Source organism: Daeguia caeni, from assembly GCF_042653845.1.
Lineage (GTDB): Bacteria > Pseudomonadota > Alphaproteobacteria > Rhizobiales > Rhizobiaceae > Brucella > Brucella caeni.
On the sequence record NZ_JBHSEL010000100.1, the window covers coordinates 1 to 12,507 of the forward strand.

Consider the following 12,507-nt stretch of genomic DNA (forward strand, 5'->3'; position numbering starts at 1 on the left):
CTTATGGAACTAATTTGCATCGGACATCACGGCAAGCCTGTGACCGCATGGATTGCAATCGATTGATTTTCTTGCTTTCTCAGTCGCGAACCGCCAGATAAAGATGCCCCGGCACCGGTGCGCCTTGTTCGCTTCGTACGGTAATTGGCTCGCAACGAAGACAATTCATGCCGTGCTTTTCCAGCATGGCGCGCACATAACGCTCCTGATGCGCAAAGCGCTGAAAGTTGCCCACAATGAAATTGCGTCCCGCAAAGCATTGCTCATTCAGTGTCTCGCTGGAAAAGCCGAAATATCCGCCTTTTTCCAGATGCGCGGCAACGCCGGCAAAGAACCGGTCAAGATCGCCCATGTAAGGCAGAACATCGGTCGCAACGATCAGATCCCAGACGCCTTGCGCCTTGTCGCTTTCGAGAAACTGTACGACCTCACCAACAAACAGTGCGTCATAATCGCCTTTTTCAAACGCGATCTCTATCATGTTCTCGGAAATATCAACGCCGGTCTTGTGCTCGGCCATATCATCCAGCGCATCGGCTGAAAGCCCCGTACCGCAGCCAAGATCCAGCATGCGTTTTGCGCAAAATTCTTCGTTCATTTCAAGAATCATCTCGCGCAATTGCAGCGGCACGTCATAACCCAGCTGATCGACCAGAATCGTATCGAACATTTCCGCATGCTGATCAAACAGCGTTGCGACATAGGCTTCTGGTGCCTTGTCTGGCACATCGCCGCGTCCCATGCTGGCAAGCCGCACCGCAACCCCGCCATGATCAGCTGGATCAAGCGCAAGAACCTCCTGATAGGCTTTTGCGGCAGCATCAAAATCGCCAGCCTTTTCAAGGGCTAAAGCGCGATTATAGGCTTCCTCCAGGGCTTCCTGATCAAATGGCTGCTGCTTATTGTGGGTCATGTCCTTGCTTTCAAAAGTAGAGCAGGCGAGCGCCCTACTCCGCGCTCACGATGTGCATTTGTTGCTTTGCCTGTTCGGATAGCCTGCGCGCGATGATGGCACAAGCCATAAGCTGAATCTGGTGAAACAGCATCAATGGCAAAACGATACTGCCTGCACTGGCCGTCGAAAATATGACACCGGCCATGGGAGCGCCACTGGCAAGGCTCTTCTTGGAGCCGCAGAACATGATGGTAATCCGGTCGGCGCGATTAAAGCCAAGCCAGCCGCTGCCATACCAGGTCACCAGCAGGATAATCACCAGCAGGCCGCAGCACAGCGCCACCAGAATCTCCAGATCATGCCAGTCCAGCTTTTGCCACAGCCCGGCAACAATGGCCTCGCTGAAGGCAAGATAGACGACCATCAGGATCGAGCCGCGATCCACAAGGCTCAACACCCTGTTGTGCCTGCGCACGAAATTGCCGATCCAGCGCTGCAATATCTGGCCCAGAATGAAAGGGGCAAGCAGCTGCAGGAAAATCGTCTTCATGGCATCGAGCGACACGCCCCCCTCACCGCCCTGCACGGCAAAAAGCAGTGTGATGAGAAGCGGCGTCAGAAAAATGCCGAGAATATTGGAAACCGTTGCCGCCACCACAGCCGCTGGCACATTGCCCTGTGCAATCGATGTAAAGGCAATCGAGGATTGCACCGTGGATGGCAACACGCACAGGAACAGAATGCCGCTGTAAAAGGCCGTCTTTTCAAAGCCGGGGATCAGCAGCCCGGCCAGAAGTCCGACAAGTGGAAACAGTGCGAAAGTGGAAAGCAAGACGGTCAGGTGCAGTTTCCAGTGTGTCAGCCCCTGAACCACCGCCTGACGCGACAGGCGCGCGCCATGCAGGAAAAACAAAAGGCCAATGGCAATTCTGGTCGCCCAGTCAAACCAGATGGCAAAAGTGCCAGAAACCGGCAGAAAAGACGCAACGACAACCGTTGCAACCAGAAGCGAAGTGAATTTGTCGGGAAGAAAACGCATCTTGTCCATCAGGGGATGTGAAGGGCCGGGCCAATCAGCAACTTCCCGCCTTGCCGGAAGTCCTGTTTACGCAATCCACTCAGTTATAGCCTTGGGGATTATTCTGCCACCAGTTCCAGCAGTCACGGCATATGTCTTCCAGACTCTTTTTTGCATCCCAGCCGAGAAAGCGATGGGCAAAGCTGGCATCGGCATAATATTCCGCGACATCGCCGGGACGGCGTTCTGTAAATTCATAGGGGATCTGCTGTCCCGAGGCCTGTTCAAAGGCCGCGACGACTTCCAGCACGCTATGGCCCCTGCCCGTTCCGAGATTGACGGCAAAACAGGCCGGTTCATTCAATTTTTTCAGCGCCTTGAGATGACCAAGTGCAATATCCGTGACATGGACATAATCGCGGATGCAGGTGCCGTCCGGTGTTGGATAATCATTGCCAAAGATTGTCAGCCGCTCGCGCTTGCCACTTGCCACTTCTGCCAGCATTGGCATCAGATTGGTCGGGATACCTTTCGGCCCCTCGCCGAGCAGCCCGCTTTCATGCGCGCCGACCGGATTGAAATAGCGCGGCATGGCGATTTTCCAGCTATTGTCGCTGGCATAAAGATCGCGCAGCATATCCTCGATGAACAGCTTGGTGCGGCCATAGGGGCTGGTTGGCGAAAGCGGATGATTTTCGGTATAGGGCAGAAATTCCGGCGTGCCATAGACTGCGGCAGAAGAGCTGTAGACCAACGTCTTCACCCCGGTTGCCTTCATGGCTTCGAGCAGCCGCAGGGTGCCCAGCACATTGCAGTCATAATAGTGCAGCGGATTGGCAAATGACGGACCAGAGGCGTTGATTCCGGCAAAATGCATCACGGCGGTGCATTTGTGATGCTCGATGATCTGTTCGATCAGCGCACGATCCCGGATATCGGCCACGGCACGATGCGGCAAGCGTCCGGTGACTTCATAAATGCGATGCAGGACCTCCGGGCTGCTGTTATCGAAATTATCAACCACAACAACGTCATATCCGGCATTGATAAGTTCGACACATGCGTGCGAACCAATATAGCCCGCACCACCAGTCACAAGAATTGTCATCTTATGCGTATCCGATTGTTGATCATGTCGTCCCGATATGCGATCCGGGGCAGACTTTATCGAACGAGAGACATCTTATCCACTCACACTCAATTTACTGATCGATGCCTCTTATCCACGTGAGTGTCAAGAAAAGCCCAAGGAAAGGCATAGGAATACCCCATGAAACCATCCCGCAATATTGAAGGGCTTCTGGAGATCATGGCCGCCCTGCGTGATCCGCAGACGGGTTGCCCATGGGATGTGGAACAGAATTTCCGTTCCATCGCGCAATATACGCTGGAAGAAACCTATGAGGTGATTGACGCGATCGAGCGCGACGACATGGACGATCTGCGCCAGGAACTGGGCGACATGCTGCTTCAGGTCGTCTTTCATTCCCGCATGGCCGAGGAACAGGGCAGCTTCAGCTTTGCCGATGTCGTGGAAGCGATCACCACCAAGATGATCCGCCGCCATCCGCATGTCTTTGGCGATGAGGAAGCGCGCGCAGCCGGCATGGCAAAGGGCGCATGGAACCGCATCAAGGCCGAGGAAAAGGCCGAACGCGCCGCACGGCGCAAGGCGCTTGGGCTTGCGGAGCATGGGAAACAGGGCTTTCTTGATGAAATTCCATCCAGTTTCCCTGCCCTCACCCGCGCGCTGAAGTTGCAGCAGCAGGCGGCAAAGGTCGGTTTCGACTGGTCAGAGGCCACCCCCATCCTCGACAAGATCGCGGAAGAGACCGGCGAACTGAAAGCAGCCATGACCGAAGGCAAAAAGGCCGACATTGCCGAAGAATATGGCGACCTGCTTTTTGCCATGGTCAATCTTGGCCGCCATCTCGACCTTGATGCTGAAACGGCGCTGCGCGCCGCCAACAACAAGTTCCAGCGTCGCTTCCATTTCATCGAGGAAAAGCTGAAGGAAAGAGGCCGCAGCCTTGAACAGGCTTCCCTGGATGAGATGGAAGCAATCTGGCTGGAAGCAAAAAAAGCCGGCCTGTGATGCCGGCTTCAAACATTCTGCCTGATGATCACCCTTCCCCATCTTTCCACCGCGGGCGGATCATTTCATAGGTTGTTTCGACCGTGTTGAACTCAAGATAGCCAAGACGTGCCACCGGCCTTGCCTTGGCCGTATCGATCATGCCATTGCTCAAGATGGCTTCATCAATATGAATGCCGACAATCTCGCCAATGACCATATGGCTCTCGGTCGAACGCCCCTGCCTGTCCTTCAACTGCTTGATTTCAACCGCGACGCATTCCAGTGCAGAATAGGCTTCCTTCACGCGCGGTGCAGCGATCAGCTGGCTGGCCGCAGGTGTCAAACCACTATAGGCAAATTCACTCACCCCTCTTGGCGCATTGACCGAGGAAGCATTCATCTGCGCCTTGAGATTGTCGCTGACCAGATTGCAGGTGAATGAGCCCGTTTCCTGAATATTGCGCACACTGTCCTTCCACCCGTCCGAGACAAACATCACCATTGGCGGTTCGTCACAGACCAGATTGAAATAAGAATAAGGAGCCAGATTGTGCGCGCCCTCCGTGGAGACCGTGCTGATCCAGCCGATCGGGCGTGGCGAAACGATTGCCTTCAGGGGATTATGCGACAATCCATGACCATTTTTTGGTTCATAAAACATATTTATTACAGCTATTTATCGTTATTTTTTGATTTTTTGCCTAAAGTTGGTACGGCCCCTTGTAATCCGACACGATCGCATCCAGATCCGGCCGCGGACGATCCGGCGCCTTGAGTGTGGACGTACCTATATGGATGAAACCGGTGACACGTTCATGCGGAGCCAGACCAAGCAGGGCTCTTGCCTGTTCGTCATCTGCATACCAATTGGTGATCCAGTTGGTCGCATAGCCAAGCGCATTGGCGGCAAGACAGAGATTCATCGCCGCAGCCCCCGAGGACAGAAGCTGTTCCCATTGCGGAATCTTTTCGCTGGCAACAGGCGAGAAGATCACGCCAACAACCAATGGCGCGCGCGAAAAACGCGTCCGTTCCTATTCCTTACGTGCATCCGTCAGCGGCCCCTCCCGCTCTTCCGCCCGCCTGACCAGATATTCGCCGACCTGATGCCGCGCATCGCCGCGATAGATGATGAACCGCCAGGGCGCAAGTTTGCCATGATCCGGCACGCGTGACGCCACACGCAAAATATCCCTCAGATCATCGGCGCTGGGTGCCGGTTCACCAATTGCCACGATTGGGGTGGAGCTGCGCGCAGCCAAGAAATCGAAAATCTGACGAGACACCTGAACCTCGATGCAATGCAATGATCGATGAAATGCCCCTGTTCTGAACTGCCAAAATTCTGCTGTAAAGTCATAATGCCGGGCTATCTTGAAGAATTCATGTAAAATTGATCTGATCGGTATGATTTAGACTTGAATTCGCCATATCTATGCGTTCAAAAAAGTCATGCACAAAAGCGCACCTGTCCAACGTACCAAAATGCTTCTCAAGCTTGCTGCCGCAGCCCTCATTGCGTCACTTGCCTGCGTGCCTGTATCGTTGGCGCAGGACACGCCATCGATTGGCGGCTTTACCCTGCCAAGCCTGATGCCGAAATCACCGCAGGAGCCGGCACAGCCATCAGCGCCAACAATCCCGATTGCACCGCTAATAGGCCCGCTGCCAGAATTGCCCGCTCAAAATCTGGATATTCCCGGACTTGGCGCCTATGCCTCTCCGGCAAGTCCCGAAAACAATCCCCTGATCCAGACGACGAAACTCGACCTGAAGGCGCGCCTGACCGAGGATGGCGGCGAAATTCCGTCCGGTCTATTCTGGTGTGTCTTTTCCTCCGATGTCGGGCCGGACGGGCAATTGCCGGTCGTTGCCACGGCAAAGGGCGGCAGCGCCAGTTTCGATCTGCCTGCCGGCAGCTATCTGGTGCATGTTTCCTATGGCCGTGCAGGCGCAACCAAGCGCATCACGCTTGGCAATGCGCCGCGTCAAGAAGTCATGGTACTGGATGCAGGCGGCATGAAACTCAGTGCAGCCCTGCCTGATGGCTCCCGGATCAATAGTGATCTGCTACGTTTTTCGATCTATTCGGGCGACGAGAGCAATGAGCGTTCACTCATTGCCCCCGACATCAAGCCGGATACGATTGTGCGTCTGAATTCAGGCACTTACCATGTCGTTTCCAATTACGGCACTGCCAATGCCACCATCCGCGCCGATATTCGTGTGGATGCCGGCAAGCTCACCGAGGCAACCGTTCAGCATCGTGCCGCCGAGGTCACGCTGAAACTGGTGCGTGAACATGGCGGCGAGGCGCTTGCCGATACATCATGGTCGATCCTCAACGCGTCCGGTGACGTGGTGCGGGAAAGCGCGGGCGCCTATGCCTCGCTCGTGCTGATTGAAGGTGATTATGTCGCCATCGCCAAGAACAAGGACCACATCTATCAGCGCGATTTCAAGGTCGAATCCGGCAAGAATGAAGAGGTCGAAGTTCTGGCCAATGCAGAATCGGAAACATCGAGCTCCATGAATTGATCAATGCGCTGGGCAAGCCATTGATGAATACCGTCAGCCGCCGCCCTGCCCGTGGCAAAACAGGCCGTCAGCAGATAGCCGCCCGTCGGCGCATCCCAGTCAATCATTTCGCCAGCCACAAACATGCCTGGCAGTCTTGTCAGCATGAAATGCTCGTCCAGTTCCGACCAGCAGATGCCGCCAGCGCTTGAAATCGCCTCCTCGATCGGCCGCGGCCGCAACAAGGGAATGTGCAATTCCTTGATCAGGCTGGCCAGTTTTTCCGGCTCCCTGCCGCGATGGAATTCCGCAATCAGCTGCGCCTTGCCCCCAGAAAGGCCAGCCCCTTTGCGCAACAGATTGCTGAAACTCACTTTGCGGCCCTGTCTTGCCAGCGCCGCTTCAAGTTGCGCCCGGCTTCGTCCCGGTGCAAGATCAAGCACCAGATCAGCCTTCCCCTCCCGTTCAAGCTGGTCTCGCAAACAGGCCGAATGGGCATAGATCAACCCGCCTTCAACACCTGTCCGGGTGATGACAAATTCACCCTGACTGGTTCCAAGCGCACTGGTCACCGTCACCGACTTGACCGCCTCCCCCGCAAAACGACCACAAAAAAGCCCGCTCCATGCCACATCAAAGCCACAATTGGACGGCCGAAATGGATGGATTCTGATGGCTTTTTTGTGAAATTCGTCAAGCCAGCCTCCATCCGAACCAAGCCGCGGCCAGCTTGCACCACCAAAGGCAAACAGTGCCGCATCGCATTGAACAGGGCTCACCGCACCCTCTGCCTCAACAAGCAGCCTGTTGCCATCAAAGCCGGCCCAGCGGTGACGGGTGAGAATTTTCACTCCCAAAGCTTCAAGCCTTGCCTTCCATGCCCGCAGCAAAGGCGAAGCCTTCATGACTTTTGGAAAAATCCGTCCCGACGAGCCGACAAAAGTTTCCGCTCCAAGCCCGTCCGCCCAGGCACGCAAATCGCTCGCAGAGAAATTCTCAAGCGATTTCAACAAGATGGGAGAAGTTTTCCCATAACGCTCGACAAAGCGTTCAAATGGCTCGGAATGGGTCAGATTCAGCCCGGATTTGCCCGCCAGCAACAACTTGCGGCCCACCGTTGGCATTTTTTCATAAACAGTCACCGCATGGCCCAGTTCAGCCAACCGCTCGGCGGCCATCAGGCCCGCCGGGCCACCGCCAAAAATCGCAACCACACGCTGTTCCATGCAACCATCCGAACCTGACAAGCACCTTCAGGCACTAGGCAATTCAGCTTTTCACCGAAACGCCGAATTGCTGCAACATGTTGTTTTCCGTAGTTCCGAACGGAAAACCGGTGCCCACTTTTCCTGGAACTGCGACTTTCCTTTTCGCAGTTCCCGGGCGGAAAACCGGTTCCCACTTTTCCTGGAACTGCAACTTTCCTTTCCGCAGTTCCCGGGCGGAAAACCGGTTCCCACTTTTCCTGGAACTGCTTTAGTCGTTTTTCTCCAGCATTTCCTTAACAGTTGTCGCCAACTGCTTGAGTGAAAATGGTTTTGGCAGGAAACCGAACTTCGCATCGGCTGGCAGGTTGCGCGCAAAGGCATCTTCCGCATAGCCTGACACGAAGATGAACTTGATATCGGGATATTTCTTGCGCAACTCGCGCAGCAAGGTCGGCCCATCCATTTCCGGCATGACGACGTCGGAGACGACAATATCCACCTTGCCGTCCAGTTCTTCCATGATTTCAAGCGCTTCTACGCCAGACGCCGCCTCATGCACGGTATAGCCGCGCGATTGCAGTGCCCGCACCCCGCCCATGCGTACCGCATCCTCATCCTCAACCAGCAGGACGGTAGCCGATCCTGACAGATCAGCCGGCTTTTCGACCTTCTTTTCCCTGGCCACGACCGGCTGTTCATCCGCGCGCTTTTCCTCAATATGGCGCGGCAGGAAGATCCTGAAGGTCGTGCCCCTGCCGACTTCCGAGTCACAATAGATGAAACCGCCAGTCTGCTTGATGATGCCATAGACCATCGACAGGCCAAGGCCGGTCCCCTTGCCGACTTCCTTGGTGGTGAAGAACGGCTCAAAGATCTTTTCAAGCACATCGGCCGGAATACCCGTGCCGGTATCTTCCACCTCGAACAGCACATAATCGGCTTCTGGCAGTTCGCGATAATTGAACTGCGCGACCTCGCGGCTGGAGACATTGCGCGTGCGCAGCGTGAGCTGCCCGCCATCCGGCATGGCATCGCGCGCATTGACGGCAAGATTGACCGCAACCTGCTCAAACTGATTGAGGTCAGCCTTGACTGGCCAGATATCGCGCCCATGATCGATCCTGAGCTCGATATCCTTGCCCACCAGACGGGCCAGCAACATGCGCAGATCGGCCAGAACATCTGTTAGATCAAGCACTTCCGGGCGCATGGTCTGGCGGCGCGAGAAGGCAAGCAACTGGCGCACCAGCGAGGCTGCACGGTTGGCGTTCTGCTTGATGTTCATGATGTCCGGGAAGGATGGATCCGATGCGCGGTGATTGCTCAGCAACAGGTCGGACGACATGATGATGGCCGTCAGCACATTGTTGAAGTCATGCGCGATACCGCCTGCAAGCTGGCCGACAGCCTGCATTTTCTGGCTTTGCGCCATCTGGTTTTCCAGCGCCTTCTGCTCGGTCGTCTCGACCGCGGAAACAATGGCCGCCTCTTCCGCCCCTTCATTGCCGATATCGGTGACCGGACTCATATAGAAGCGGATATGGCGTTCCTCATTGCCCGGCAGCACGGTGTCGACCGGCGAGATATTGGCCTGACCGGCAAAGGCGGCCGCAAGCGCCTTGTTGAAGGCCTCACGGTCGCGCTCATGCACGATGCTGTCAATATTGACGCCACGGTCGATTGCATCGCGGTCAACGACAGAGGAGAACATGTCGAGAAAGCGGGCATTGGTGCGCAGCGTATGGCCAGCCGCATCAACGGCAGCAATCGCCATCGGCGCGGAATTGAAGAAGCGGGTGAAACGCACTTCCGCATTGCGCTGAGCGAGCGATGCATCATCCCCCTCTGCCCGGTTCAGGACAATGGTGCGGCTCATGCCGCGCGTGCCGTCGCGCGCGGCATGCACACGGTGATAAAATCGCACGGCAAGACTCTGGCCATTGCGCTTCATCAGGTCGAGATCGATCACCGTATTGCGGCTGCTACCCGGCTCTACCTTGACGGCATTGATCAGCGCCATGCCACTGCCCACCACAATGTCGTTCAGCGTCAGGGCACCCGGCGTAAACTGGGTGAGATCAATGCCCAGCCATTCGGCCAAAGTTGCGTTGATATAGATGATGCGACCGGCAGGGTCGGACGAGAAGAAGCCGGCAGGCGCATGATCGAGATGGTTGATGGCTTCCTGCAATTCCTGGAAGAAACGCTCCTGCTCGGCCCGTTCATCGGAAATATCGGCAATCTGCCAGGCAACAAGCGGGGCTTCATAGCCAAGATTGACATCCAGACGCCGCGCCTTGATGCGATACCAGACTGGCGCATGCATGCGGCCAGACCCTTGCGCCAGATCGCCATTAAGCCGGATTTCCTCTTGTGCTGCAATGCCTTCACGCACCGCATTGGTGAGACGAAAGACGGCATCCGAGGCGGCTGGCTCCGTGGTCAGCACCACGTCGAGCGGGCGCATGCCATCCTTCTCACTCACGCCGGTCATGCGCGCATAGGCCTGATTGGCATAGACGATCTGCCCGCGCGCATCGGAAATGACCGTGCCTTCCGGCATGGTGTCCATGAAGATACGTTCCAGCTCATGGGCGTCGCTGCGCTGATGAAACTGGATCAGCCCGGTTATGGTGCCAAACAGGTAAAAGACCCCAACCATGGACAGTATGCCCATGAGGATGAGCGCAAACTGGTCGCCAATACTGTCGCGGAACAGCATGTAGATGATGGCAAGGCCAGTCAGAATGAGACCTGCCACCAGCAGCCTGTAGGCGGCCCTGTTGCCATTCCGGCTGGACACGGCGGGGCGCGGGGCAAGATTGTTGGGCTGACGGGACATCACACCTGACCTCCAGCAACATCACAAGCGGATGCACAGGTCTTGCAACTTGCGCCAACTGATCCGCGACTTGACCGAAGGGCTATCATGTTCATCCCGAAACCCGATCTATCTGTTCCAGTGTCCGAAATTTCCGTTGCAACTGGCTATATCCGATTCGCAGAATGCAATAATCGTGCTGAGCGACAAAGGTCGGCAAAGAATCTTTATGCATAAATCTGCACAGAAAACAGGGTTTTGCACTATTTTGGTCTGGGAACAAACAGCTTGCGCCCTGCTGTGCGACATTTCCAATGGTATCAAATTCCTTTAGTGTCATTGCACAAACGGCGCATCCAGACAGTCTGGTGAATTACAGTCTGATCGTCACAGACGGCATTTGAGATAGAGGTTTTCCGTATGAAGGAATGGCTCAGCGGAATCATTGGTGAAAATCTTGCCAGTTTCCTTGGCTTCATCATCATATTTGCGATCATTCTTGGCGTAGTCGTCCTGATTGCCCGCCTGATACGCAACCTTGGAGGCGGCTCGGTCGTTCATTCCCCACGTACACGTCAGCCACGCCTGTCGGTTGTCGATGCTGCAGCTGTCGACAGTCGCCGCAAGCTTGTCCTGATCAGACGCGATGATGTCGAACATCTGCTGCTCATCGGCGGACCGACCGATATTGTCGTGGAACAGAATATTGTCGTGGAACACCGTTCCGAACCGCCGCGGATCGAACCCGAACATCTGGATATTTTCCGCCAGCATGAGGCTGGCCTTGCCGAGCCAAGACAGGAGCCTCCCGCCCTGCCGCCAGAACCGGCCAAAACGGAATTCAGGGACGATACGATCCAGCTTTCATCCGCGATCGAGCGGCCGCCATACCGCGCGCCGGAGCCAGCGCCTGAACCGGTCAAGGCAGCCGGACTTGTCAAGGAGCCGGAACCCGCCACAGGAAGCTTTACAACAGCAAAACCGACAGCCCCGGCACCATCTCCCTCACGCGTACAGGCCCATCCGCAGCCCAATTATCCACCGCAGCCGCGTACGGTTCTGCCGCAGCACCCTGCCCCGGTGCAAAGCCCAGGCCCGCGTGCCCATCCGGCCTATCCGCTGAGCCAGGTGGCGCAGGGTGTGGTAAGCGCGACCTCTTCCGCCTCAGCTGCCGCCAGCGCCAATCCTCGCAATGTCATTCCGCAGCGTGAACCGCTTTTTCCCGGCACATCGATCGGCACCGAAGGCATCAGGGACAGATCACGCGACTTCACCGCGACACGGGAACCTGCCGCATCGCCGCAAGGCGCACGCATCGAGCCGGAAATGCCGGTAAAAACACCGTCCATTGATGAGCTGCAAATTGATGATGATGGGCTGGAAAGTCTTGGCGGCGCACTGCATGAGGCAATTATGGCAGATCTTGAGGCGGAAACGAAAAAGACAGCCTCTGCAAGTGAAGAAGCACCGGAACTTGACCTGTTCGAGGAAGAGCTGCTCGGTTCACTCGACATCCGTCCTGGTGGCGACAGGTCAAAGTCTGACCCGACTGCAAGCTTTGAGGATGAGATGGAGCGTCTGCTCAACGACCTGAATCCGGACGACAGGCGCTGAGAAACAGCTTCGTACAGGTTCATTACCCCTGTAGAATCATACATCTTGATATCATCCATCGCGTGCTGACATCAGCACGCGATTTTTTGACCTGGCATCAGCCTTCCCTGCTTTTATTGCTACTCTATAAGCTCTGACACATATTCTGCAGTTTTATATAAAAATTATGCAGGAAGTTAAAATACGTAAATTTTCAATCAAAATATGTTGCGGCATGGCCGATCAAGTCGGCCCGGATAAGAACAATGCAATTTGGCGACTTACATGGTCAAAACTAAGAGCCCGACTCAAAATTTCATTTTTGCGATACGCCTCGTCATTCGCCTGATTGAGGAGATGACCATCCAAGCTTGTGAC

At 55.6% G+C, this 12,507-nt stretch carries 8 protein-coding genes and 2 pseudogenes; 3 read left to right on the plus strand and 7 right to left on the minus strand.

Translation table 11 applies throughout. The features are described from left to right. Positions 1 to 79: 79 nt before the first annotated feature. The 3 genes from ACFO1V_RS10165 to galE form a co-directional block, all read right to left on the minus strand. Positions 80 to 913, minus strand: coding sequence for a methyltransferase (locus tag ACFO1V_RS10165; protein ID WP_374834417.1), 834 nt, complete (start codon positions 911 to 913; stop codon positions 80 to 82). 34 nt (positions 914 to 947) lie between these two features. Continuing rightward, positions 948 to 1,934, minus strand: coding sequence for a bile acid:sodium symporter family protein (locus ACFO1V_RS10170; protein ID WP_374834418.1), 987 nt, complete (start codon positions 1,932 to 1,934; stop codon positions 948 to 950). Positions 1,935 to 2,013: 79 nt separating this feature from the next. Beyond that, complete coding sequence (gene galE, locus ACFO1V_RS10175) at positions 2,014 to 3,021, minus strand: UDP-glucose 4-epimerase GalE (protein WP_374834420.1); 1,008 nt, start codon at positions 3,019 to 3,021, stop codon at positions 2,014 to 2,016. Positions 3,022 to 3,183: 162 nt separating this feature from the next. Between galE and mazG the strand changes: the two genes are divergently transcribed. Continuing rightward, the gene (mazG, locus tag ACFO1V_RS10180) at positions 3,184 to 4,008 is read left to right on the plus strand and encodes a nucleoside triphosphate pyrophosphohydrolase (protein WP_374834422.1); all 825 of its coding nucleotides are present in this window, start codon (positions 3,184 to 3,186) and stop codon (positions 4,006 to 4,008) included. A 28-nt stretch (positions 4,009 to 4,036) separates the two neighbouring features. Here the strand turns inward: mazG and ACFO1V_RS10185 are convergent, their stop codons facing one another. Both ACFO1V_RS10185 and ACFO1V_RS10190 read right to left on the minus strand, forming a co-directional pair. Continuing rightward, positions 4,037 to 4,651: a flavin reductase family protein gene (locus ACFO1V_RS10185; RefSeq protein ID WP_374834424.1), complete on the minus strand. Its 615-nt coding sequence runs from the start codon at positions 4,649 to 4,651 to the stop codon at positions 4,037 to 4,039. A gap of 40 nt (positions 4,652 to 4,691) precedes the next feature. Then, positions 4,692 to 5,276, minus strand: a pseudogene (locus ACFO1V_RS10190) (nitroreductase family protein). Between the two features lie 199 nt (positions 5,277 to 5,475). Between ACFO1V_RS10190 and ACFO1V_RS10195 the strand changes: the two are divergent. Continuing rightward, positions 5,476 to 6,528: a hypothetical protein gene (locus ACFO1V_RS10195; RefSeq protein ID WP_374834426.1), complete on the plus strand. Its 1,053-nt coding sequence runs from the start codon at positions 5,476 to 5,478 to the stop codon at positions 6,526 to 6,528. A gap of 14 nt (positions 6,529 to 6,542) precedes the next feature. On the opposite strand, the pseudogene ACFO1V_RS10200 reads toward ACFO1V_RS10195, so the two are convergent. Both ACFO1V_RS10200 and cckA read right to left on the minus strand, forming a co-directional pair. Then, a pseudogene (locus ACFO1V_RS10200) lies at positions 6,543 to 7,733 on the minus strand (TIGR03862 family flavoprotein); the annotation flags it as partial. A gap of 250 nt (positions 7,734 to 7,983) precedes the next feature. Next, positions 7,984 to 10,557, minus strand: a complete 2,574-nt coding sequence (gene cckA, locus ACFO1V_RS10205) for a cell cycle histidine kinase CckA (RefSeq protein ID WP_374834428.1) — start codon at positions 10,555 to 10,557, stop codon at positions 7,984 to 7,986. Between the two features lie 399 nt (positions 10,558 to 10,956). Here cckA and ACFO1V_RS10210 point away from each other — a divergent pair, with 399 nt between their 5' ends. Beyond that, positions 10,957 to 12,150: a flagellar biosynthetic protein FliO gene (locus ACFO1V_RS10210; RefSeq protein WP_374834430.1), complete on the plus strand. Its 1,194-nt coding sequence runs from the start codon at positions 10,957 to 10,959 to the stop codon at positions 12,148 to 12,150. Positions 12,151 to 12,507: the final 357 nt, after the last annotated feature.

Coding starts and splice junctions, on each gene's coding strand:
- ACFO1V_RS10165 (WP_374834417.1), bottom strand. CDS start 913: ATGACCCACAATAAGCAGCAGCCATTTGATCAGGAAGCCCTGGAGGAA.
- ACFO1V_RS10170 (WP_374834418.1), bottom strand. CDS start 1,934: ATGCGTTTTCTTCCCGACAAATTCACTTCGCTTCTGGTTGCAACGGTT.
- galE (WP_374834420.1), bottom strand. CDS start 3,021: ATGACAATTCTTGTGACTGGTGGTGCGGGCTATATTGGTTCGCACGCA.
- mazG (WP_374834422.1), top strand. CDS start 3,184: ATGAAACCATCCCGCAATATTGAAGGGCTTCTGGAGATCATGGCCGCC.
- ACFO1V_RS10185 (WP_374834424.1), bottom strand. CDS start 4,651: ATGTTTTATGAACCAAAAAATGGTCATGGATTGTCGCATAATCCCCTG.
- ACFO1V_RS10195 (WP_374834426.1), top strand. CDS start 5,476: ATGCTTCTCAAGCTTGCTGCCGCAGCCCTCATTGCGTCACTTGCCTGC.
- cckA (WP_374834428.1), bottom strand. CDS start 10,557: ATGTCCCGTCAGCCCAACAATCTTGCCCCGCGCCCCGCCGTGTCCAGC.
- ACFO1V_RS10210 (WP_374834430.1), top strand. CDS start 10,957: ATGAAGGAATGGCTCAGCGGAATCATTGGTGAAAATCTTGCCAGTTTC.